The 21,898-nt window shown below is 41.8% G+C and carries 22 protein-coding genes and 3 pseudogenes; 19 read left to right on the top strand and 6 right to left on the bottom strand.

All coding sequences use genetic code 11. The features are described from left to right. Positions 1-8: 8 nt before the first annotated feature. The 10 genes and pseudogenes from LG375_RS01790 to LG375_RS01745 all read left to right on the top strand — a co-directional run bounded on the left by LG375_RS01790 (position 9) and on the right by LG375_RS01745 (position 8,009). Positions 9-809 carry a PhzF family phenazine biosynthesis protein gene (locus tag LG375_RS01790; RefSeq protein ID WP_225745165.1) on the top strand — a complete coding sequence of 267 codons (801 nt, stop codon included), beginning with the start codon at positions 9-11 and terminating at the stop codon, positions 807-809. Between the two features lie 300 nt (positions 810-1,109). Next, positions 1,110-1,712, top strand: a complete 603-nt coding sequence (locus LG375_RS01785) for a hypothetical protein (protein WP_064524371.1) — start codon at positions 1,110-1,112, stop codon at positions 1,710-1,712. Next, positions 1,712-2,503, top strand: a complete 792-nt coding sequence (locus LG375_RS01780) for an energy-coupling factor transporter transmembrane component T (RefSeq protein ID WP_225745164.1) — start codon at positions 1,712-1,714, stop codon at positions 2,501-2,503. Before LG375_RS01785 ends, LG375_RS01780 begins: the two co-directional genes overlap by 1 nt. Beyond that, a complete protein-coding gene (locus LG375_RS01775) occupies positions 2,479-3,315 on the top strand; it encodes an ABC transporter ATP-binding protein (RefSeq protein WP_073685517.1) in 837 nt (278 codons plus the stop codon). Before LG375_RS01780 ends, LG375_RS01775 begins: the two co-directional genes overlap by 25 nt. Then, positions 3,302-4,102, top strand: coding sequence for an energy-coupling factor ABC transporter ATP-binding protein (locus tag LG375_RS01770; RefSeq protein WP_073685519.1), 801 nt, complete (start codon positions 3,302-3,304; stop codon positions 4,100-4,102). The genes LG375_RS01775 and LG375_RS01770 overlap by 14 nt, the downstream gene beginning before the upstream one ends. A 166-nt stretch (positions 4,103-4,268) precedes the next feature. Next, positions 4,269-4,631 (top strand): annotated as a pseudogene (gene pnuC / locus LG375_RS01765) (nicotinamide riboside transporter PnuC); the annotation flags it as partial. Positions 4,632-4,771: 140 nt separating this feature from the next. Then, positions 4,772-5,203, top strand: coding sequence for an Rrf2 family transcriptional regulator (locus tag LG375_RS01760; RefSeq protein ID WP_225745163.1), 432 nt, complete (start codon positions 4,772-4,774; stop codon positions 5,201-5,203). A gap of 77 nt (positions 5,204-5,280) precedes the next feature. Beyond that, entirely contained in the window at positions 5,281-6,285 is a 1,005-nt protein-coding gene (locus LG375_RS01755; protein WP_225745162.1) for an NADP-dependent oxidoreductase, read from the top strand. 13 nt (positions 6,286-6,298) lie between these two features. Then, entirely contained in the window at positions 6,299-7,135 is an 837-nt protein-coding gene (locus LG375_RS01750) for an alpha/beta fold hydrolase (protein ID WP_225745161.1), read from the top strand. 1 nt (position 7,136) lies between these two features. Further along, positions 7,137-8,009, top strand: a complete 873-nt coding sequence (locus tag LG375_RS01745; protein ID WP_225745160.1) for an SDR family NAD(P)-dependent oxidoreductase — start codon at positions 7,137-7,139, stop codon at positions 8,007-8,009. A 64-nt stretch (positions 8,010-8,073) separates the two neighbouring features. Here LG375_RS01745 and LG375_RS10560 read toward each other — a convergent pair. Beyond that, positions 8,074-8,295 (bottom strand): annotated as a pseudogene (locus LG375_RS10560) (glucuronide permease); the annotation flags it as partial. A 151-nt stretch (positions 8,296-8,446) separates the two neighbouring features. Here LG375_RS10560 and LG375_RS01740 point away from each other — a divergent pair. Beyond that, a complete protein-coding gene (locus LG375_RS01740; RefSeq protein ID WP_413252018.1) occupies positions 8,447-9,031 on the top strand; it encodes a TMEM175 family protein in 585 nt (194 codons plus the stop codon). A 33-nt stretch (positions 9,032-9,064) separates the two neighbouring features. Here LG375_RS01740 and LG375_RS01735 read toward each other — a convergent pair whose 3' ends face one another. Genes LG375_RS01735 through LG375_RS01725 form a run of 3 tightly spaced genes read right to left on the bottom strand, consistent with a single transcriptional unit; the run spans position 9,065 to position 10,458 of the window. Next, positions 9,065-9,397 (bottom strand): glucuronide permease, encoded by a 333-nt coding sequence (locus tag LG375_RS01735; RefSeq protein ID WP_225745159.1) that lies wholly within the window; start codon positions 9,395-9,397, stop codon positions 9,065-9,067. 35 nt (positions 9,398-9,432) lie between these two features. Next, a complete protein-coding gene (locus LG375_RS01730) occupies positions 9,433-9,903 on the bottom strand; it encodes an HXXEE domain-containing protein (RefSeq protein WP_002891025.1) in 471 nt (156 codons plus the stop codon). Positions 9,904-9,918: 15 nt separating this feature from the next. Then, positions 9,919-10,458 carry a TetR/AcrR family transcriptional regulator gene (locus LG375_RS01725; protein WP_224111184.1) on the bottom strand — a complete coding sequence of 180 codons (540 nt, stop codon included), beginning with the start codon at positions 10,456-10,458 and terminating at the stop codon, positions 9,919-9,921. Between the two features lie 133 nt (positions 10,459-10,591). Between LG375_RS01725 and LG375_RS01720 the strand changes: the two genes are divergently transcribed. From LG375_RS01720 to LG375_RS01685, 8 genes and pseudogenes are all read left to right on the top strand, one after another. Beyond that, positions 10,592-11,488, top strand: coding sequence for a cation diffusion facilitator family transporter (locus LG375_RS01720; RefSeq protein ID WP_225745158.1), 897 nt, complete (start codon positions 10,592-10,594; stop codon positions 11,486-11,488). Positions 11,489-11,599: 111 nt separating this feature from the next. After that, a complete protein-coding gene (hemH, locus tag LG375_RS01715; protein ID WP_225745157.1) occupies positions 11,600-12,694 on the top strand; it encodes a ferrochelatase in 1,095 nt (364 codons plus the stop codon). Positions 12,695-12,785: 91 nt separating this feature from the next. Next, complete coding sequence (locus LG375_RS01710) at positions 12,786-13,823, top strand: alcohol dehydrogenase catalytic domain-containing protein (RefSeq protein ID WP_225745156.1); 1,038 nt, start codon at positions 12,786-12,788, stop codon at positions 13,821-13,823. 6 nt (positions 13,824-13,829) lie between these two features. Next, a pseudogene (locus tag LG375_RS01705) lies at positions 13,830-14,105 on the top strand (IS30 family transposase); the annotation flags it as partial. A 136-nt stretch (positions 14,106-14,241) separates the two neighbouring features. Further along, positions 14,242-14,637 (top strand): CopY/TcrY family copper transport repressor, encoded by a 396-nt coding sequence (locus LG375_RS01700; RefSeq protein WP_004182480.1) that lies wholly within the window; start codon positions 14,242-14,244, stop codon positions 14,635-14,637. An 18-nt stretch (positions 14,638-14,655) separates the two neighbouring features. After that, positions 14,656-15,027, top strand: a complete 372-nt coding sequence (locus tag LG375_RS01695) for a cupredoxin domain-containing protein (RefSeq protein ID WP_002901455.1) — start codon at positions 14,656-14,658, stop codon at positions 15,025-15,027. Between the two features lie 10 nt (positions 15,028-15,037). After that, the gene (locus tag LG375_RS01690) at positions 15,038-17,260 is read left to right on the top strand and encodes a heavy metal translocating P-type ATPase (protein ID WP_198463870.1); all 2,223 of its coding nucleotides are present in this window, start codon (positions 15,038-15,040) and stop codon (positions 17,258-17,260) included. A gap of 315 nt (positions 17,261-17,575) precedes the next feature. Further along, positions 17,576-18,340, top strand: a complete 765-nt coding sequence (locus tag LG375_RS01685) for a nucleoside phosphorylase (RefSeq protein ID WP_225745155.1) — start codon at positions 17,576-17,578, stop codon at positions 18,338-18,340. Positions 18,341-18,400: 60 nt separating this feature from the next. Here LG375_RS01685 and LG375_RS01680 read toward each other — a convergent pair whose 3' ends face one another. Together LG375_RS01680 and LG375_RS01675 are read right to left on the bottom strand one after the other, a co-directional pair. Next, positions 18,401-19,036 (bottom strand): HAD hydrolase-like protein, encoded by a 636-nt coding sequence (locus tag LG375_RS01680; protein ID WP_225745154.1) that lies wholly within the window; start codon positions 19,034-19,036, stop codon positions 18,401-18,403. 72 nt (positions 19,037-19,108) lie between these two features. Continuing rightward, complete coding sequence (locus LG375_RS01675; RefSeq protein ID WP_225745153.1) at positions 19,109-21,823, bottom strand: DEAD/DEAH box helicase family protein; 2,715 nt, start codon at positions 21,821-21,823, stop codon at positions 19,109-19,111. Between the last annotated feature and the right edge of the window lie 75 nt (positions 21,824-21,898).

Here is a 21,898-nt window from a genome sequence, read left to right as displayed (position 1 = left end):
AGCCCTTCATGTCAATTAGTCAATATACGATTTCACAATTTATCGTTGATGCTTTTACAGATACCGTTTTTAAAGGGAACCCAGCTGCTGTTTGTCTTCTGGATGAATGGTTGTCGGATAATACCTTACAGAATATTGCCAAAGAAAATAATCTCTCTGAGACAGCTTTTACGGTTAAAAAGAACGGCTATTACGATTTACGTTGGTTTACTCCCGGTGGAGAAATCGATTTGTGTGGTCATGCGACTTTAGCAACTGCCTTCGTTCTCTTTCAATTTATAGAAGTGGATGTTGATAGTCTAACCTTTACAACTCAGAGTGGGGAGCTTTTGGTAACCAAAAGAGGAGAGCTATATGAGCTGAATTTCCCAGTTTACTCGATGCACCAAGTTCCAGTAACAAGTGAGATGGAAGAAGCAATCGGTATTCGTCCGCTTGAAGCGTGGCTGGGAAGAGACCTAGTGTGTATCCTCCCTCATGAAAATGATGTCATTGCTGCGACTCCAGATTTCGATAAAGTTAAAGCATTAGATGGCTTACTCCTAAATATCACAGCTAAAGGTAAAAACTATGATACCGTTACACGTAGTTTTGCACCAAAATTATCAATCATGGAAGATCCAGTTTGTGGTTCTGGGCATTGTCATGTCATTCCCTTATGGGCTAAAAAGTTAGGACAAGAAGAATTTAGAGCTTATCAAGCCTCTAAGAGAAGTGGTCATCTTATTTGCCGACTAGAAGGCGATAGGCTTTATCTTGCGGGAAAAGCTGCCCTCTATAGCCGTGGCGAGATTAATGTGACAGACTAGATGTTGTCTAGTATAAGAAATAACGATTAAAGTCATTATAGAAACAAAAGATGTCTAGCTGAGCTAGGCATTTTAAATTTTCCAAATTTTTTTGAAGAATTTTCAGAAAAGACTTGACAATTTTGAAAATAAGCGTATGATATAGAGTATGAACTTAGAAATAGTAATTTTACTATATTAATCTATGTCGACTACGGTTGGTATTGTGAAAAGACTAAATAGTTCTATTAACTATTCTATAGAGCGTTGCGTCCGAAAGTCATTCCTGACACGGCTCTTTAAAAACAAAAGGAGAAGATTATGAAAACAGAACCGATTCATCGTACCAGTATGTGGAAATTTAAGTTAAGTGCTTCCACCATGACTTTGATTCCCGCTGCCGTGGGGATTAACTATGTTGCCAAAGCCTTGGCGGAGGGGTTAAAGTTGCCCGTTTGGCTGGGGTCTTTGGGAACCTTTCTTGCCAGCATGTTGGCTGGGCCGGTTGCCGGTGCCATCAGTGGTTTCATCAACAACGTGATCTATGGGCTGACCTTATCGCCAATTTCAACCGTGTATGCGATTACCAGCATCGGAATTGGGATTGCTGTCGGAGTTTTGCACGCCAATGGGTGGTTCTCGTCAGCGCGACGAGTATTTGTTTCTGCTATTATTATTGCCATCGTTTCAGCTGTCATTTCAACGCCACTCAACGTCATCTTTTGGGGTGGTCAGACCGGTATCGCTTGGGGTGACTCATTGTTTGCGGTAATGGTCGCCAATCATGCACCAGTGTGGCTGGCCTCATTTACTGATGAGTTTGTCTTGGATATTTTGGATAAAGTCTGCGTGGCCTACCTGGCATTCTTCATCTATCGTCAGCTGCCGAAGCGGATGGTGCACTTCTTTAGCGGTGATAAATGATGACTGATCAAACATTGATTTCTGGAGCGCCACGGGTCAAGCTCAAGTGGTACCAGGTGATCGATCCGATTACTAAGCTCTTGTTCATCTTGGACATGACGTTGTTGAGCTTTGCCAGTATGAATTTATTGCTTCAGGCCGGATTAATTCTTGTCGCAACATTGCTATTGTTATTTTCCAAATTGAGTTCTACCATCTTTAAAGCGCTGGGATTCAGCCTGTTTCTGATTTGCACCATGCTGATCATCCAAGGGTTATTTTACAGTCGGAATCAAACTGTGCTGTTTTCTGTGCTTGGGGTGTCGCTCTACAAAGAAGGCCTGATTTACGCCACCACTCTGGGTTGTCGAGTATTGGTGATTATTTTGACCAGTGGCTTTTTTATGGTGACCACGAGTATTTCAGAAAACGCGGCCTATTTGGAACTGTCCGGATTGTCTTATAAAACCGTCTACGTTCTGATGTCGGTGTGTTATATTTTGCCGGAAATGATGCGCAATATGCGGAAAATCCAGCAGGCACAAAAAGTTCGCGGAACCAATCCGCAAAAAACGTTGATTCAGAAATTAAAGTCAGTCCTGCCGGTTCTAATTCCATTGGTGATTAAGACCTTGGATCAATCGATGGCGCGGTCGATTTCTCTCCAACTGAGAGGTTTTGATAATCCCAACCGGACTGTCAGAACCTCCCAGCGCGTGTATCGCCTGTCGCGGACGCTGCACATTGGTCTGACTGGATTGGCAATTTTATTGATTGGGTGGAAGATATGGACGAAAATAAACGGATTGTAATTGAAAATTTGACCACCCGTTATCCGGGTACTGAGCAACCGCAACTGCGTCAGATTAACGCGGAGGTTCATACCGGCCAGGTGGTTGGGATTATCGGGAATAGCCACTCCGGCAAATCGACTTTGTGCCGTGTGCTGGCAGGGGTCATTCCCAAAATTGTGTCTGCTGAGATTGAGGGCGACTGGCACATGTTTGGCCAGCGAGTGTCCGACAATTGGCCCGTTTATAATGCCATGAATGGAGTTGTACTGCAAAATCCAGCTGGCCAACTAAGCGGGTTGGCAGACACGGTTGCCGATGAAATCGCCTTTGACTTGATTAACCAGGGAATGGCTGAAGGACTGATTCAAAAACGGGTTGAAGAAGTTGCCACGCAAATGGGGCTGATTGAACAGCTGAATTTGCGTCCCGAGAGCCTTTCCGGTGGTCAGATCCAGCGGTTGGCAATTGCCACGGCGATTGTGGCTAACCCGGCTGTTTTGATTATGGATGATCCGACCAGTCAGATGGATCCCCTTGGCCGCCGGCAATTTTTCCAATGGCTGGCCCAAGTCAAAGAGACGACTGTCTTCATTGTCACCAGTGAAATTGACGATTTGTGCGAAGTCGCCGACGTTGTGTGGGTGCTGCACGAGGGTCAAATGGTAGCCCAGGGCAGGCCGGGTGAGGTGTTTAATCATTTGGCAGCTGACTGGCAGATTCCAGCCCCGACAATCCAGCAACTTGCTCAAAAAATGGATTGGCACTTGGCTGATGGCCGGTATCCGGTGAATGGCGCTGATCTGAAGGAGGCTTGTTATGTCCACAATTGAACTGAACCACCTGACGTTCACTTATCCGGAACGGTCCTTTAGCTTGGATGTTGAAGACAAACACTTCACCGATCCGATGGTGGCGATTGTCGGCCAAAATGGTGCCGGTAAATCAACGCTCTTCAAATTGTTGACGGGCTTGCTGACACCACAAACCGGTGTGATTAAGATCGATGGAGAAAATTTTAATGATCTTAAACCAGTCGAAAAGTTACTGAAGGTTGGGATTACTTTTCAGAATCCTGACGATCAGCTTTTCAACCCGACCGTTCAACGAGAGGTGGAGTGGAGTGTCGCGCAGGTCATGGATGACCACGACACGATTACGAGGCGGGCTTTAGCGGCTCTAAAAAGAGTTGGCTTGGATGATAAAGCAGCTGAAAGTCCATATGACCTGTCATTGTCGGAACGCAAGCTGTTGAGCGTTGCCACAGTTTTGGCAGTGGATCCGGCGATTTATTTATTTGATGAGCCGATGATGTCGCTTGATTGGGAAAGCCGGCGCAAGTTGACCGCAATTTTCCATCAGTTGGCTGATTCGGGCCACCAAGTTGTGACCATCACCCATGACATGGATTGGGTCGCCGCCGAGTTTGAGTCGGTGTATGTTATGGAACACGGGAAGTTTGGCTTCGCCGGCAGTCCACGGGAATTGTTCAGCGATCACGAACTTGTCCAGCGAGTGGGATTACTACCACCGCGGATTATGGACATAGCGGAGTCGCTGGGTGATTCACAGACATATTTATCGGTTAATGATTATTGCCAGAAAAATCGAGATGTATAGAAAAAGTCACCTCTGCGGGTTTTCCAGGTTGAAGGATTAACTTCAGCTTCTGGCAAGAACTCACGTTTCTTTTCTATCATTTGTCAAGTCTATCAAGGCTTTAAGTAAAAAAAGAGATAAGACAGTATCTATTCTGAGGTTACTGTCTTATTTTTAACACTTTTTGATCTATCAAGCCCAGTTCAAAAAAGAACAACAAGAATTTGTTGCACGTAAGTTGGATACCGTGGGATGGACCAAGTACCTATCAATTAGTGTACTTTGGTGGTTAGCTTTTGGTCTAATTTACCAGTCAATTGGAGCTAATCGTCCTTATCGTGATTCTATTACCGATGCGACAAACGGTGTCGGTCAGCTCTTGATGACAGCTGTATATCGTGAGCAGTGGATTTTCTGGGCAGCCACTAATGTTTTCTCTATCTACCTCTGGTGGGGAGAAAGTCTTCAAATTCAAGGGAAATACTTCATTTATCTTATCAACAGTCTAGTTGGTTGGTACCAATGGAGCAAGGCGGCAAAGAAAGCTTAATACATATGTTTATCAATTAATAAGAGGATCCAGTAGGGTCCTTTTTGTGTGTTTTTACAGTGAAGCAAAAGTCTTGCTTTTCTTTTTATTTGTGTTATACTTGTTCTTGTATCGGATACAAGTCATCTAAAGGAGTTTATATGGATACGAAATTTTCAGTAGCCTTGCACATCCTAACCATGATTAGCGAGAGTAAGGAAAACCTAAGTTCACAAGCTCTGGCTGAGAGCGTTGGGACCAATGCGAGTTACATTCGAAAGGTAATCGCCTTATTGAAAAATGCTGGACTAATCCAGTCTCATCAAGGGAAAACGGGCTACCAACTTAGTAAATCGCCAAAGGACATCACCTTACTTAATATTTATTTTGCCACACAAGAAGTCAGCCACATCAGCTTATTTCCTGTTCACCAAAATAGCAATCCGGATTGCCCAGTAGGGAAACATATCCAGGCTGCCGTTTCTCCACTATTTGCTAGCGCTGAAGCTCAACTTGAGAAGGAACTAGCCCAGCAAACCTTAGAAGATGTCATTAACAATCTTTATAAAGTAGCCAAACAAAAACGAAACTGATTTGCATGCAGATCAGTTTTAAAAAGACTATACATGTATCTACATCAGATACAACTAAAATTAGAAAAGAGAAGACAATGAAAGCCGCACAACATACATCATACAACAAAAAGAATATCACACTGAACATCACAGAAGTCGCTAAACCAAGTATTACAGACAAAGAAGTTTTGGTCAAAGTTACCGCTGCTGGTGTTAATCCTCTGGATAATATGATTTCCCGAGGAGAAGTCAAGATGATCGTCCCTTACAAACTCCCACAAACTGCGGGAAATGAAGTGGTCGGTATCATTGAAGAGACCGGTAGACAAGTCGAAAATCTCAAAGTTGGAGACCGAGTTTTTGGACGTTTACCACTTGATCATATTGGCGCCTTTGCGGAATACGTAGCTGTCGATAGCCAAGCCTTAGCCAAGGTTCCGGACTATCTGTCTGACGAGGAAGCGGCTGCTGTACCTTTGACTGCATTGACCATTATGCAAGCCCTAGAACTCATGGGAGCTCAAGCTGGCAAGACCATCTTTATCTCTGGTGGTACAGGCGGTGTCGGTGGAATGGCCATTCCGATTGCTAAGGCTAAAGGTTTGACAGTCATCACCAATGGGGCTGGAGATAGCGCTGAGCGTGTATTGAAGCTAGGAGCAGATCGTTTTATCGATTACAAAACAGAGGATTATACAAAAACGGTTAGCCAGGTTGATTATGTCCTCGATACTCTTGGTGGCGCTGAGACTGAAAAACAAATGTCTATCATGAAAAAAGGTGGTCAGCTTGTGTCCCTCCGTGCTATGCCAAATGGTGACTTTGCCAAACGGATGAACCTGCCAAAATGGAAACAGATCCTACTTGGCTTAGCCGGTCGCAAATTTGATAAGATGGCTGACAAATACGGCGTTCACTACCATTTTATCTTTGTAGAAAGCAATGGCGCTCAATTACAAGAGGTAGCTGACCTCTTTTGCAAATTAGAAATCAAGCCATCTATCGATACAGTCTATCCATTTGAAGAAGTGAATAGTGCCTTAGACAAGGTCGCTAATGGTCGCTCACGTGGAAAAACAGTCCTCAGCTTTAAGAAATAAAAAGGAAAAGATAATGTCATATCTTACAACTAAAACTCAATACATCACTGTCCAAGGAAACAAAATCGCCTATCGCGAACTCAGCAAAGGCAAATCAAAACTACCTCTTCTGATGCTGGTCCATCTGGCAGCAACCCTCGACAACTGGGATCCAAAACTCTTGGACTTGATTGTTGAAAAACACCATGTGATTGTGGTCGACCTTCCTGGTGTCGGAGCCAGTCAAGGCAAAGTGGCCCCAACCATTCCTGGAATGGCTGAGCAGACAATTGCCTTTATAGAAGCTCTTGGTTACGATAAAATCAATCTCCTAGGTCTTTCTATGGGGGGCATGATTGCCCAAGAAATCATCCGAATCAAGCCTGATTTGGTCAACCGTCTCATCTTGGCAGGAACAGGACCTCGAGGAGGAAAAGAGGTCGATAAGGTTACAGGGAAAACATTTAACTATATGTTTAAAGCTGGACTCGAGCGCATCGATCCTAAACGCTATATCTTCTATAACCATGATGAACAAGGAAAAATCGAAGCCTTGAAAGTTCTCGGACGAATGGGAATGCGAACCAAGGAATTTGCGGATAAAGACATGAGTGTGCCTGGTTTCTTGACTCAACTCAAAGCCATTAAACGTTGGGGAAAAGATTCTCAAGACGACCTAAGATTTATCACTCAACCAACCTTAATCGTCAACGGAGACAAGGATATGCAGGTTCCAACAGAAAATTCTTATGATATGCATGAGAAAATAAAAGATAGTAAGCTCATCATCTATCCAAATGCTGGTCACGGTTCGATCTTCCAATATGCGGAAGAGTTTTCAAAAGAACTCATTACTTTCTTGGAGGACTAATATGGTCAAAACCATTCTAATAACAGGCGCTACGGATGGCATTGGAAAGCACTTGGCAAAGAAACTGGCTAGTGAAGGGCATCATGTCATCCTTCATGGTCGCAATCCTCAAAAAATGGAATTGGCTACTCAAGAAGTTCGGGCGATTTCCCTGAGAGGCAGAGTTTCGAGCTACTTGGCAGATTTCTCAAAATTAGAGGATGTTTATCGATTTGTAGAGGAAATTAAGCGAGACTTTCAAAGGATCGATGTCTTGTTTAACAATGCAGGACTGTATGCAGGAAAAGAACGAAAAGCAAGTGCTGAAAATGTCGAGTTGACTTTTATGTTATCCGTTCTCGTTCCCTATCTGTTAACAACTGAGCTAAGCCTCTTGTTAGAAAAATCGGCCGATGGCCGTGTCATTAATACTTCTTCCTATATGCATCATTTTGCAAAGGTCAAGGATTTGGACTTTGGATTTGAGAACAACTATCATCCAGGATTGGCCTATAATAATTCCAAACTCTATACCATCTGGATGACACGCTATCTAGCAAGGGATTTCTTTTTAAAAGGTTCAAATATCACTATTAATGCCTACCATCCAGGTCTTATCTCGCCTAACTTAGGGAATCATTCTAGTGATGAAAAGACGAAAAAGTCTCTCTTCGGACGCTTGATGAAGTCTCTCTCAAAAGATTTAGATCAGGGAATCGAAACAGGCTACTATCTCGCCTTATCAGAAGAAGTCAGGGGCTTGACAGGCTACTATTTTGATGAAAAGAAAGTCAAGTGGGTATCTGAAAAAGGCTACACATTTGAAAAAGCACGGAAATTAATGGATTATTGCCAAGAAAAGGTCAAAATGTTTCAAGAAAAGCAGGATGTTTAATTCCTTATTGATTTCGTAACTACCAAAAAAACTCAAGTTTTCATTGATAAAACTTGAGTTTTTCTTAGATGAGAGCTAACAAAATGGTAAGAATCAGAGCGATTCCCAATCGAATGATATGGTGGGCTGGATTGAAGTTTTCTTTGTGATTGCCATTCCAATAGGCTCCGTAGCAAATCAACCCACAACCAATCAGCCAAAGAGATAGTGCGACAATCGGCAAAAAGAAGTAGAGGGTGAGAGACAGGGTCGCAAGGCTACTTCCGATGACGAGAAATTGATTTCCTGATTGTTAAATGAAGTGATATACTTAGAGGATATGGCTCACATCTATACGACTCTTACTATTTTAACTTTTGACCAAAACATGCTATACTGGAACACAGAAATAAGGCCACTTTGAAATAAAGTGTAGTGAGAGTTGAAAGGATTGGAAGATGAAAAAACAACCGCAAATTATGGAAAAAGAACGCTTGGGAGCTTTTATTGATGCTGTGTTAGCCATCGTGATGACCATTTTGGTACTGGAATTGGAAAAACCGAAGACATTTAATGTACAAGGATTATGGGAGCTTCGAACAAACTTTTTCGCCTATGGCATTTCTTTCTTTTGGTTAGGAGCCATGTGGGTCAATATCCACGCTTCATCTCATCTCATTAAGAAAGTCAGTCAAAAAACGGTTTGGGCTACCATTGTCATGCTCTTTTTCTCCTCTCTCTTTCCTTATACAACTCAGCTCATAGCGACTCACTTTACGAACGGGACTATGCAGGCCTTTTACGGAGTCATCGTACTGCTGATCACTTTTTCAGTCTTATGGTATTATCGTACACTTGAGGAGGTAAATGATGGCACAGAAATGTTTGGATTGATTGCAGATCGCCAAAAATGGTTGGCCTGGGACATTGGCATTAAGATTCTTGGATTAATCTTGTCCCTAACGATTTTTCCCGCAGGAGTTGGTATCTCAGTCTTGGTGACTCTCATTTTTATTGTCATTCCTAAGCAGTTTAATCCGTAAATCATCAAAACGAGCCCGTTTGGACTCGTTTTTTTATATGAGAGCTAACAAAATGGTAAGAATCAGAGCGATTCCCAATCGAATGACATGGTGGGCTAGATGGAAATTTTCTTTTTGCTTGCCATTCCAATAGGCTCCGTAGCAAATCACCCCACAACCAATCAGCCAAAGAGATAGTGCGACAATCGGGAAAAAGAAGTAGAGGAAGAGAGACAAAGTCGCAAGGCTACTTCCGATGAGGAGAAATTGATTTCCTAGAGTGTGATTTCCTTTTTTAACTTCAGAAAGGGAGGCCAACAAATGAAGCAGGACAAAAGAAAGCGCTAAGAAGACTGTGATGATGCTAAAGATGGGATAAAGTGACATAGATGTTTTCTTTCCAAGATATGATTGTCTAAGTGCTATTTTTTATGACTGATTTGATTAAGAATCATAAATGATACTACAAGATTTAAAACGATAACCAGTAAAGTCAAAAAAGAGTAACCATAGAGTTTGACTGAAATTTCAATTTTTAGAAATGCGATGGAGAACAAGCTCGTTAAACTGCCCGTTAACAAGCCAGGAACATATTTTCGAAGGACAATTGTCTGAATCAGATGTCCGAAAATATGGTAGATATAAGCAATTACAATGGTTGCGTAAATAGTATAGTTGCTAAACTGGTAGCTAAGAAAAAGTGATAGAAGCAGGATCAGAAACTGCTCCAAGACAATGACATTGAAAGTAAAAGGAGTGTAATAAGAAAGGAATCGAATATCTGGAAACTGTGCTGATAGTTTTTTGACAAAGGAGGGCATCCATATGATTTCCTCAAGTTCGTGAAGCATGAATAAGGCTGGAAAGAGAAAATAAAATTGAGTGAGGGTCATTAAAAAAACTTCTTTCTAGTTTGAACCAACTTTCAGTATCTCCAAATAAAACTGGACAGCTTCCTGCTCGCTATAGGACTTGCCTTTTTTCAACCACCAGCTGAGGGTTTCAATGAAATGGCTGACGACCAGATGCTTGAGATAGGAGTGAGGGATGGTTGGGTGCGATTGAATCAGCTCCTCGGCAACCATTGGATAGACATCATGTTCTAGCTCTTTTCGCAGTTGCCGGATAAAATAATCATTTTTGGAGAGTAAGAGACTGGTTACATGGTCTTGATTTTTCTTAAAATGTTGAAAGATATGTGCTAGGTAGTCTTGTGGAGAGAGGTGTTGAGCACGCTCAAACAAATGGTGAAAGAGTTTTTGGCAGAGCTCATCCAGTAGTAACTCTTTGCTCTCATAATGGCTGTAAAAGGTCGAACGTCCTACATCAGCCAAGTCAATAATCTCCTGAACGGTGATGGTCTCATAATCTTTTTGGTTAAGTAAGCGCAAGAAAGCTTGATAGATGGCTTTTCTAGTCTTGGTAATGCGACGATCTTGTGCAGTCATATGGACACTATGAACAAACTGTTCAGTAACGTACACAGCGAACGGTTTGCCCCTATCCTTTCTGTTGATAGTATTGGATAATAGATAATGAACATGATGTTCATGAATCTATTATAACAAAGGAAGAAATATAATGAAGACAAAATATGCGGTTTGGTTGGCTTTTTTATTAAATCTAAGCTTTGCCATTGTTGAATTTATTGCGGGGGGAATCTTTGGTTCCAGTGCAGTTCTCGCTGATTCGGTCCATGACTTTGGAGATGCAATCGCCATTGGCATCTCAGCTTTTCTAGAGAGCATTTCCAATCGGAAAGAAGACAGCCATTACACCTTGGGCTACAAGCGTTTTAGCCTTTTAGGTGCCATGGTGACCGCTGTGATTCTGATGACAGGGTCTGGTATGGTGATTTTAGAAAATGTAAGCAAGCTTTTCCACCCTCAGCCCGTCAATGACGAAGGGCTTCTTTGGTTGGGAATTATTGCTATCAGTGTCAATGTGCTGGCGAGTCTGGTCATTCGCAAGGGGCAAACCAAGAATGAATCCATTCTCAGCCTGCATTTTTTGGAAGATACCTTAGGTTGGTTGGCTGTCATCTTGATGGCCATTGTCCTCCGATTTACTGACTGGTATATCCTAGATCCCCTCTTGTCTCTAGCTATTTCCTTCTTTATTCTTTCCAAAGCCATTCCACGATTTTGGAGCACGCTCAAGATTTTCCTAGATGCTGTGCCAGAAGGGGTTGATATCAAGCAAGTTAAGAATGACTTAGAACAGTTGGATAATGTTGCTAGTATCAATCAGCTTAATCTTTGGACCATGGATGGACTAGAGAAAAATGCTATTGTTCATGTTTGTCTGGAGCATGTCAAACATATGGAGGTCTGTAAAGAGTCTATCCGAGACTTGCTCAAAGAGAGTGGCTTTCAAAATGTCACCATCGAAGTTGATGAAGACTTGGCAACTCACCGCGCCCACAAGCGAAATATCGAAGAGCTAGAAGTAGAAAATGAGCAGGGACACCATCATTAAGGTTTGTTTTTAAACTCTTAAAGTCTACCTTTAAGAGTTATTTTGATACCAAGTTCCCTAAAGTAAACCTTTTCATGCTAAAATAGAACAAACGTGAAACAAGGAGTAATTATGAGTAAGAGAGCTGTGTTGATGATGACCTTTGGGTCACCAGAAGAGATTACCTATGAAGGAGTAGCAGAGTTTTTCACGAATATTCGGCGTGGTGTTCGTCCTGAACCACATGAAATTCAGATTTTATATGACAATTACGTACGAATTGGCGGAACTCCACTTCAAAGGATAACTAGAGAAGAAGTAGATTTGGTTGCTTCTGCTCTTGGAGAACGAGCGTCGGTCTACTTTGCTAATAAATTTTCCCGCCCTTTTATCACTGATGTAATCAAAGAGATGGAGAATGATGGAATTGAAGAATGTTTGTGCTTGATTTTAGAGCCTCATTATTCTTACTATTCTGTCATGGGATATGAGAAATTTTTAGAAAGTGAGCAGATTAGGTTCCAAATTATCAAGGATTGGTACCAAGAACCTTCACTTCTTCACTACTGGGCTGATGAGATTCGAAATATTTTAGATCAAATTGGAGATGACAGCTATAAGGTGATTTTTTCAGCTCACAGTGTACCAGTTTTAGCCCTTGATTTTGGCGATCCTTATATCGATCAGATTTATGACAATACTCGCTTGATTGTGGAAATTTTAGGTCTTGAAGAAGACCAGTATACCAATACATGGCAGAGTGAAAGTGATATTGGTATTCCTTGGATTAAACCTGATGTCTTAGAATACCTTCATGATGAGAAGGAACACCCTGACCACTATATTTTTGTCCCGATAGCTTTTATTAGTGAGCATATTGAGGTTCTTTTTGATAATGATGTGGAGTGTAAGGAGCTTTGTCATGAGCTTGGTGTGGCCTATCACCGTCCTCCTATGCCAAATAGCGATTCTCGTTTGATTAAAGCACTTCTTTCAACCATTCAGTCTCATATAGACGGTGACTATCGTTACTATCATCCTCAACTAGAGACTTTTGATGAGTTGGAAGCTCCTTCAAACACAGGACAGATTTTAGAAGAGGAAGAAGATATTCAGATGCCTGATTTCGTCAAAAAATTGATTGCTAAAAAAGGTCGAGAGAATGTCAAGATGCCATATCTAGTTAAGAAAATGCTTGAAAAGAAGTATGGAAAAAAATATGATTAAGTAACTAAATATGACCGTAATAGGGAGTGTTTTGAGCGATTTCTTGTAAAAAAGTGTATACTATCAGAAACGAAAGAATAGAGGTTTTTAAATGAAATCAGTAGTTTACACAAAGGCAGGTCAGGTCGGCATTGAGGAAATCAAACGTCCAAGCATTCAAGAGGCAGATGATGCCATTATCAAGGTAGTACGTACTTGCGTTTGCGGATCGGACCTTTGGAGTTACCGTAATCCGGAAATGGAAGAAGGACATAGAAATAGCGGTCATGAGGCTATCGGAATTGTCGAAGAAGTTGGCGAGGAAGTTACTACAGTAAAACCAGGTGACTTTGTCATTGCCCCTTTCACACATGGTTGTGGACAGTGTGATGCCTGTCGTGCTGGTTTTGATGGCTCTTGTGACAACCACCCAGGTAATAACTGGTCTAGGGGCGTGCAGGCTGAGTATATCCGTTTCCACTTTGCTAACTGGGCCCTTGTCAAAATTCCTGGGCAACCTTCAGATTATAGTGAAGGCATGCTCAAGTCACTTTTGACACTGGCTGATGTCATGCCGACGGGTTACCATGCGGCGCGTGTGGCTAATGTGCAAAAAGGTGACAAGGTGGTCGTTATCGGAGATGGGGCTGTTGGTCAATGTGCTGTCATCGCAGCTAAGATGCGTGGTGCTTCACAAATTGTCCTTATGAGTCGTCACGAAGATCGTCAAAAAATGGCTTTGGAGTCAGGTGCAACTGCAGTTGTTGCTGAACGTGGCGAAAAAGGCATTGCCAAAGTCCGTGAAATCCTCGGGGGAGGAGCAGATGCAGCTCTCGAATGTGTCGGTACAGAAGCAGCGGTGGACCAAGCTCTTGGAGTCCTTCATAATGGTGGTCGCATGGGATTTGTTGGTGTTCCACACTATGAAAATCGTGCCATTGGATCAACCTTTGGACAAAATACAACGATTGGTGGCGGACCAGCCTCTGTCACAACCTATGATAAACAAGTTTTGTTAAAAGCTGTTCTTGATGGCGACATCAATCCAGGCCGAGTCTTTACGACAAGTTATAAATTGGAAGATATTAATCAGGCCTATAAAGATATGGATGAACGCAAGTCTATTAAATCTATGATTGTGATAGAGTAACGAATTAAGTCAATCACTTTTGATTGCGGAAAAGAATTTTCTAATTGGAAATCTATTTCGAATGCACATGACATTGATATTTTCTTTGCGGATCCAGGATGTCCTGGGCAACGAGGTCTCAATGAACATTCTAATGGCTTATTAAGACGAAATGGACTACCTAAACAAATGGCTTTTACGAATATTTCTCAAAATTATTTATCAGCTACAGCTGATAAAAGAAATAGAATTCCTAGGAAGTCTTTGAATTATCAAACACCATACCAAGTTTTTCTGAGTTAAAGGAGTGAAAAAGCCCAATCAGACAAATCTTCAAAGGAAGATTTGTTTTATTTAAAACTTTTGGTTGACAAATGTAAATCTTAGGAGTAGAATAACATCGTAAGGTTTACAAATGTAGATTTAGAAAGGAGAGGTCATGCAAATTTCCAATGCGGAATGGCGCATCATGAAGATTATCTGGATGGAAGGCAAGCAGACCAGCACGGATTTGATCGCCGTCTTGTCCGAGCGCTTTGACTGGTCGAAGTCAACCATCAAGACTCTCTTGACCCGCTTGGTGGAAAAGGGGTGCTTGACTAGAGAAAAATCAGGCAAAGCCTTTGTTTACTCCGCTCTGTTGACGCAGGATCAGAGTTTAGACTTGGTGGTTGAGGAGGTGAAAGACAAGGTTTGCTCCAAAAGGATTGTCCAGGTGCTTGAAAACTTGATTCAGGCGAGTGACTTTACGCTTGCAGATCTTAATCAGCTGCAGCAGGTCCTGGAAGAAAAGAAAGCAGAGGCTGTCGAAACAGTCCCTTGCAATTGTATGTAATAGAAAGAAGGAAATTCCATGTTTGGATTGTTAATTAGTATTGTTTGTTTACTTGTGGTTGCTTTTATTGCTTGGTGGTTCTTTGCAGAGCATGAAAAGGTAAGCGGCCACGCTCGTCAGAAATCAGGTTATCAAGAAATTGAAGTCGAAGTTATGGGGGGCTATTCGCCTGAAACCATTGTCCTGAAAAAGAATGTTCCAGCCCGGATCATCTTTAATCGCAAGGATCCATCTTCATGTCTGGCTCAAGTGATCTTTCCAGATTTTGGCGTTCATGAAGATTTGCCTTTAGGTGAAAAACATGTCATTGAAATTACGCCAGAAAAAGCGGGCGAATATGGGTATTCATGTGGAATGAACATGATGCATGGTCACATGATTGTGGAATAAAGGAGTAGGTATGGTAGAAAAACAAAAAGCAGTTGTGGAAAACGGAGTGCAAAAGATCCGTATTACAGCAGAAAAAGGCTATAGTCCAAAGGAATTTCAACTTCAAAAAGGGATCCCTGCTGAAATCACCTTCCATCGGGTCAATCCTTCTGGCTGTTACAAGGAAATTTTGTTTGAAGATCAGGGGATTTTAGAGCCTTTGGAAGTCGGTGTGGATAAGGTGATATCCTTTACCCCGACAGAAACAGGGGACTTTGAGTTTTCATGTGGAATGAAGATGCAAAAGGGTTCCTACACGGTTGTGGAAAAACGCCGTCGTGTCTTAAGTTTACGGGGTCGCTTTTGGATTACTAGTATCTTTACCCTTCCTTTATTGATCTTGATGATCGGGATGTGGGCAGGATTTGTATCCCATCCAGTCAGTCGCTGGGGAACTTTTCTAGCGACAACGCCGATCATGTTGGTAGCAGGAGTACCTTTTATCAAGAGTGCCTGGGCCTCATTTAAGAAGCACCATTCCAATATGGATACCTTGGTAGCTCTTGGAACCCTGGTAGCCTATGTCTATAGTGTATTTGCCCTTTTTACTGGTCAGCCAGTATACTTTGAGGCTGCGGGTTTTATCATCTTCTTTATCCTCTTAGGGCAAATCTTTGAAGAACGGATGCGTAACAATGCCTCCGAGGCTGTGGAAAAATTGTTGGATTTGCAGGCAAAAACGGCTCAAGTTCTCCGTGATGGGAACTATGTCGAGGTGGCGGCAGAAGATATCCAAATTGGTGACTTGATTCGGGTCCGTCCTGGGGAAAAGATCGCGGTTGATGGGACGATTGTAGAAGGAAGTACGACCATTGATGAGTCGATGGTGACAGGTGAAAGCTTGCCTGTGGAAAAATCAGTTGGCGATGCAGTTATCGGCTCCACTATCAACAGCAATGGGACCATTCTCTTTAAGGCTGAAAAAGTCGGTAGTGAGACCCTCTTATCTCAAATTGTGGACTTTGTCAAAATGGCCCAATCCAGTCGTGCTCCTATTCAAGATTTGACGGATAAGATTTCAGGTATCTTTGTTCCAGTGGTGACGATTTTGGCCATTGCGACTTTCTGGGTTTGGTCCGTGCTTCTGGGCGCGTCGCTTCAAGAGGCCATGCTCTATGCAGTCTCTGTCCTCATTATTGCCTGTCCTTGTGCCCTTGGTTTAGCAACCCCAACAGCCCTGATGGTCGGAACCGGCCGTAGTGCCAAGATGGGGGTTCTGATTAAAAATGGAACAGTTCTTCAAGAAGTGCAAAAGATTCAAACCGTTGTGTTTGATAAGACAGGGACTATTACCATTGGCCAACCACTTGTAACCGATGTTGTAGGAGATGAAGCGCGTGTCTTGACACTGGCTGCTAGTCTTGAAACTTTTTCAGAACATCCACTAGCCCAAGCGGTGTTATCCCAAGCAGAAGAAAAAGGTTTGGTGTTATCGCCTGTGAAAAACTTCCAAGCGATTGAAGGAAAAGGGGTCCAAGGTCAGATCGACCAGCAGTTGGTGACCTTGGGAAATGGCAAACTTCATGACGGGACAGCGATGGATCCGGAGCTTGAAAAACGGATGGTAGACTTGCAAGAGCAGGCCAAGACAGTGATCAGTTTGTCTGTGGATGGGCAAGTGATTGGCTTGATTGCCATTCAAGATGCTCCGAAGGCCAGCTCAAAAGAAGCAATCAAAAAGCTCAAAGAACGGGGCTTGAAAACGGTCATGTTAACGGGGGATAATGAACGGGTGGCCCAAGCTATTGCTAAGCAAGTGGGAATTGACACCGTCATTGCTGATGTCCTTCCTCAAGAAAAAGCTAGCGCCATCCAAAAACTGCAAGAAGCTAGCAAGGTCGCCTTTGTTGGAGATGGGATCAATGATGCTCCAGCTCTCTCGATCGCGGATGTGGGGATCGCTATGGGATCTGGAACGGATATTGCAATCGAGTCCGGTGGCATCGTGCTCACGCAAAATGATTTGCTTGGAGTTGTGCGCGCCTTTGACATGAGTCAAAAGACCTTCCGCAGGATCTTACTCAATCTCTTCTGGGCCTCTATCTACAATATCCTTGGGATTCCAATTGCTGCTGGAGTCTTTGTAGGACTGGGATTGACCCTCAATCCAGAACTAGCAGGTCTTGCTATGGCCCTTAGTTCTTTGTCTGTTTTGATTAGCTCGCTGCTTCTCAATGTTGCGAAAATTGATTAGACTCAATAAAAAAATGGTACAGAATTCATTTAATATTCTGTACCATTTTTTTGTCTTCTCTTACAGCCATCAGAGTATCGTGAATAGGTTCTTAACATCAGAAGTTTTCGTGAGACAATAAAAGATGATTGAAATAATCTTTCTTGAATAGAACACAAAAAGGACATGTTTCTGACTAAAACAGATTCATGTCCTTTTTAGGTATTATGATTAAATCATCTATTTTTCTTGATTATAAGCTAATAGATTTTATGAAATCATATAATCAGTTTGCATTTTTTGATATAATAATTCTTAAAACTTTGGAGGCAACAGATGATATACAAACATGAAATTCCTATTTTAGAGTTTGACGACAATCCTCAGGCAGTGATTATGCCGACCCATGAGGATTTAGATTTGGACTTGCCGGCTAGGTGTGTTTACGGCTTTTTAGAGGAAGAAGTAGAACGCTATGCGATATCAGTTGGCGCTGAAAAAGTTGGCGAATTTGTCTCTGCCACCAAAACCTATCCTGTCTATGTGATGACTTACAACGGGAAGAAGATTTGCTTGGCTCAAGCCCCCGTTGGCTCAGCTGCAGCTGCACAATTTATGGATTGGCTAATTGGTTATGGTGTAAAGCAAATCATATCAACTGGAACTTGTGGCGTCTTGGTGGACATGCCAGAGAATATTTTTTTGATTCCTACTAGAGCGTTGAGGGATGAAGGAGCGAGTTACCACTATGTAGCTCCATCCCGCTATATAGACATGAATAAACAAGCTTTGGAAGCTATTGAGAAAACTTTAAAACAAAAGAAACTCCCCTATGAAGAGGTTATGACCTGGTCGACAGATGGTTTTTATAGAGAAACACCAGATAAGGTTTCCTATCGCATTGAAGAGGGCTGTAGTGTTGTAGAGATGGAATGTTCTGCACTTGCAGCAGTTGCTCAACTTCGAGGAGCTATTTGGGGATTACTACTCTTTACGGCAGATTCCCTTGCAGATATTGACAATTACGATCAAAGAGATTGGGGCTCAGAGGCTTTTGATAAGGCTTTGGCGCTCTGCCTAGATATCATTGTTCAGATGTAATCTAGATTCAATAGAAAAAAAGCATGATTGTCTAGTCATGCTCTTTTCATGTATCAATTATTATTTCAAAATATCCCAAAGTTCTTGGGGAGTCTCAGTTACAAAATCTGGATTTTCTGCTAATAGAGTTTCGTTAGTCCCGAATCCCCAGGTCACCGCTATTGTTTTGATGCCAACTGTTTTTCCACCAATCAAATCAAACTTGGTATCACCAACAATGACGGACTGGTCTTTAGGGGCTTGATTTTCAGTAATGGCACGCTGCAAGACATCAGCCTTATGAAAAGCAGCAGGGGTAGATCCATAAATACCTTCAAAATATTCAGTAATCCCAAGGTGTTGGCACATTTCTAGGGCAATAGGTTCATTTTTTGAAGTTGTGATAAAGATTTTCTTGTTAGGGTCTTTACTAAGTTGTTCAAGAACTTCCTTAATGCCATCATAGAGGTGAGCTTCCAATTGTCCTTTGGTCTCATAATAGTCACGATAAATCTTGACAGCTTTGGCAGCACCTTCTTCACTAACCTCTTCTTTAAAGGTTACCTCGAGAGGTGGTCCCATAAAGGTACGAATTTTCTGATCACTAGGAACAGGGAAGCCTAGTCTTTCAAAAGTTTGAACAAAACCATTGTGAATACCCTCAGAACTATCAACGAGGGTACCATCTAGGTCGAAAAAAATATGTGTGAGTGTCATAGAATTCTCCAATAAATTCTCTTTGGTTTATTATATCATGATAAAAACGGTTAAAGTGGTTAGGGCTATTTATCATTCTAAAGTTGACATGACTTTTTTATGTGTAACTGTTCGTTCTTGCTTATTTCCAAGTGCCTTGATGCGGGCTTCTAGGAGAATAGGACGTCCTTGAATACTTCGCGTATAAATAAGATCATATTTTCCTAGGCTTTTTTGTATATGTCGGAGGAAAGACTCTGCATCTGCCTTTCGCTTTTCAAACATACTTGGAACGGCAAAAAATTCAGTTTGGTCCTTCACTTTGTGACAAGCCTTTAAGATATAGCGTTGATTTTCGATAGGAGCGAAAAATTCAGTCATAGTCTGAGCAAAGATTTCTTTTTCCCTCATGCTAGCACCCTTGAGATAGATGGCGTTATAAATCGCTTGTTTACTGTCTTTTACCACTCTAGGAGCAGATTCTTTAGTCTCAATCTGACCTGAATCCAGCAGGGCTTGGTGGATAGCTTTACCAAAAATTTCCAAACGTTTATAGGGGCTCTTATAGATAAAATATCTTCCCCAGAAGACAGCTAGTAGAAGAAGAGCGAGTAGAAGTATTGGTAGACTATGAACAAACGGCTTTCCAACAATAAAGTATCTTGTCACATCAATGATAAAATAAGTGGCAGCAAAGGCTTGAGAAATAAGTAAGACCTTCATCCAATCATTAAGGTATACCAACGGTAGAAATTGTTTGTCGACCTCAACTTGGTTGACCACTTCCATATCTTCGTATAGTGGCAAGGCTTGTTGCCAACGGTCTTTTAGCTCCTGACGTTTTTGAGATAGTGTAATGGCATTTTGATTAAGTTTTTCTAGACCCTTTCGGCTAAAAGTTATTTGATTGAGGTCAAGGCGGTCAATACCAGATTCGATAGTAGGCTCTTGATAATGGAGGCCCAGAAACTGTGTCATACGCCGATCTAACAAATCTAAGTCAGGACTAAGTGCATACAACTGCAGCTCTAATGTCTCATTGAATTTTTCTTCCTCATCTTGAAAATCAAACCATCTCCTAGGTGATAAATTTATAGAAACCAAATGCCAGATATTACTCGTTTTATTAGGATTGTCTGGCCAGACACGGATGGCACGTCCTCGCATCTGATTACTTAGCATGAAGCTTCCAACAAAACTAGCTAAAATAAGGGAGTTAACACAAGGGGCATCCCAACCTTCGCCCAATAAAGACTTGGTCCCAATAATCACCTGAATATGCCCTTCTTGGAAAAGTTGGGTAAGGGCAGTCACTAAATCATGGTGAGAACCAGAAACACTCACCTTAAGATAGTCTTTTTGGCTCAACTGTCCAATAACATCATAGGATAAACGAGAATTAGGAATGAGTCGCTCTAGATGTTCTTTAGCTGAAGTTGGAATAATCACTAAACTTCCTGTCAATACAGCCACAGGCACCGTCCAAGACTGTTCAATTATTTCTCTACGAATAGATTCAAAGTAAGAGAGCACACCTAGTTGTGTAAATTGTGCACTGTTATCGCCTAGATGAATTTGAAAATCCTTACGTATAAAGTCTGTCAAAACAAGTTGACGGAGATTATTTCCTAGAGACTGGTATTCTGCCTTAAAAATATCTCTAACAGCATTGAGTTTCCCCAATGATTGATTAAGCAGGACATCTTGCTTCTTATTCCGGATAAGTTTAACTTGATTTCTCTCAATAAGACCATTTGCTTTCAAATCACTCTTTAGCTGATTAAAGGCTTCCTCGGTAAATCCATACCAATTTGGGACCTGAAAAATCACGCCATTAAGCAAGGTTTCAAACCACTCAAGCGTAAAAGTTGGCAAGTTTTTTGCAGCGAGAAGTTCTTGAAAACGTTGAGGAAAAGGCAATTCTTTAGACCGTAAAAAAATCAGGGTAGCGGAAAGGTATTTAGGATTAGCCAATAGGTCATCATCGCTAATTTGGCCACTTAGTGCTGGACTAGACTGAATAGCGTTCGAAAAGTTTATATCTCTAGACAATTTAGTTAGAAAGTTAAGTTTCTGCTTATCAAACTGGTCCAATTGTGCACGTTCTTCCTTAGTTGGAAAGGCGAAGTAGACATAGTCCTGGTGAGGACAGAGCGTCCCTTCCTTAACCAGTTCAGGCACTGTAATTTCTTCATCAATCTCACCACACATGCTTATATAACGTTCCCAAAGTGCAGGTTCTCCCTCGTATGGGGGTGTTGCTGTCAAAGAGATCATCTTTATATTTGGAAAAGCTTTATGAAAACTCTCTAAACTCTTCCACCATTCATTTCTTAAATGATGGCATTCATCCAGACAAAGAGTCCCTAAATCTTGGTCCCCAAAAGTTTTTCGAATATCGAAACCTTGAAAATCGAAATGCTCTTGTTGAGACTCATCATCTGTATCCTCAATAAGACTATCGCCAACGACTTGGTTCATAGCACTGTGCAGTGCCTGATAGGTCGCAACCGTAATCATTTTAGGCCTTTTTAAATCCTGTGAAATGAGTTGTTCTACTAGATTGTCATCACTTAAAAAAGCTTGTTTAATCCGATCTCCCCATTGTTGACGGATGGTAACTGTCGGAACTAAAATTAAAGTTGGATTACCAAAACGCTTTATAAATTCAATTCCTAAGGTTGTTTTACCAGAACCAGGAGCAGCCACCAAGTGAATCTTTCCATCATCCATAAAGCTATCGACTTTATCGAGGACACGCCGTTGGTACTGTCGCCATTGTCCCTTAAATGAAAGCTGATTTAACATAATTTCCCTCCAATGTTACTTATCATTATAACATAGATTAATTTTCCAAAATATTGCTCTACCTATGGAACATTC

This window comes from Streptococcus sp. Marseille-Q3604, from assembly GCF_916619785.1.
Taxonomy (GTDB): Bacteria; Bacillota; Bacilli; order Lactobacillales; family Streptococcaceae; genus Streptococcus.
This window is presented reverse-complemented; position numbering and strand designations above follow the sequence as displayed.

What these genes read in the sequence shown, in the direction of transcription:
- LG375_RS01790 (WP_225745165.1), top strand. Translation starts at nt 9, where the DNA reads ATGTCAATTAGTCAATATACGATTTCACAATTTATCGTTGATGCTTTT.
- LG375_RS01785 (WP_064524371.1), top strand. Translation starts at nt 1,110, where the DNA reads ATGAAAACAGAACCGATTCATCGTACCAGTATGTGGAAATTTAAGTTA.
- LG375_RS01780 (WP_225745164.1), top strand. Translation starts at nt 1,712, where the DNA reads ATGACTGATCAAACATTGATTTCTGGAGCGCCACGGGTCAAGCTCAAG.
- LG375_RS01775 (WP_073685517.1), top strand. Translation starts at nt 2,479, where the DNA reads ATGGACGAAAATAAACGGATTGTAATTGAAAATTTGACCACCCGTTAT.
- LG375_RS01770 (WP_073685519.1), top strand. Translation starts at nt 3,302, where the DNA reads ATGTCCACAATTGAACTGAACCACCTGACGTTCACTTATCCGGAACGG.
- LG375_RS01760 (WP_225745163.1), top strand. Translation starts at nt 4,772, where the DNA reads ATGGATACGAAATTTTCAGTAGCCTTGCACATCCTAACCATGATTAGC.
- LG375_RS01755 (WP_225745162.1), top strand. Translation starts at nt 5,281, where the DNA reads ATGAAAGCCGCACAACATACATCATACAACAAAAAGAATATCACACTG.
- LG375_RS01750 (WP_225745161.1), top strand. Translation starts at nt 6,299, where the DNA reads ATGTCATATCTTACAACTAAAACTCAATACATCACTGTCCAAGGAAAC.
- LG375_RS01745 (WP_225745160.1), top strand. Translation starts at nt 7,137, where the DNA reads ATGGTCAAAACCATTCTAATAACAGGCGCTACGGATGGCATTGGAAAG.
- LG375_RS01740 (WP_413252018.1), top strand. Translation starts at nt 8,447, where the DNA reads ATGAAAAAACAACCGCAAATTATGGAAAAAGAACGCTTGGGAGCTTTT.
- LG375_RS01735 (WP_225745159.1), bottom strand. Translation starts at nt 9,397, where the DNA reads ATGTCACTTTATCCCATCTTTAGCATCATCACAGTCTTCTTAGCGCTT.
- LG375_RS01730 (WP_002891025.1), bottom strand. Translation starts at nt 9,903, where the DNA reads ATGACCCTCACTCAATTTTATTTTCTCTTTCCAGCCTTATTCATGCTT.
- LG375_RS01725 (WP_224111184.1), bottom strand. Translation starts at nt 10,458, where the DNA reads ATGACTGCACAAGATCGTCGCATTACCAAGACTAGAAAAGCCATCTAT.
- LG375_RS01720 (WP_225745158.1), top strand. Translation starts at nt 10,592, where the DNA reads ATGAAGACAAAATATGCGGTTTGGTTGGCTTTTTTATTAAATCTAAGC.
- hemH (WP_225745157.1), top strand. Translation starts at nt 11,600, where the DNA reads ATGAGTAAGAGAGCTGTGTTGATGATGACCTTTGGGTCACCAGAAGAG.
- LG375_RS01710 (WP_225745156.1), top strand. Translation starts at nt 12,786, where the DNA reads ATGAAATCAGTAGTTTACACAAAGGCAGGTCAGGTCGGCATTGAGGAA.
- LG375_RS01700 (WP_004182480.1), top strand. Translation starts at nt 14,242, where the DNA reads ATGCAAATTTCCAATGCGGAATGGCGCATCATGAAGATTATCTGGATG.
- LG375_RS01695 (WP_002901455.1), top strand. Translation starts at nt 14,656, where the DNA reads ATGTTTGGATTGTTAATTAGTATTGTTTGTTTACTTGTGGTTGCTTTT.
- LG375_RS01690 (WP_198463870.1), top strand. Translation starts at nt 15,038, where the DNA reads ATGGTAGAAAAACAAAAAGCAGTTGTGGAAAACGGAGTGCAAAAGATC.
- LG375_RS01685 (WP_225745155.1), top strand. Translation starts at nt 17,576, where the DNA reads ATGATATACAAACATGAAATTCCTATTTTAGAGTTTGACGACAATCCT.
- LG375_RS01680 (WP_225745154.1), bottom strand. Translation starts at nt 19,036, where the DNA reads ATGACACTCACACATATTTTTTTCGACCTAGATGGTACCCTCGTTGAT.
- LG375_RS01675 (WP_225745153.1), bottom strand. Translation starts at nt 21,823, where the DNA reads ATGTTAAATCAGCTTTCATTTAAGGGACAATGGCGACAGTACCAACGG.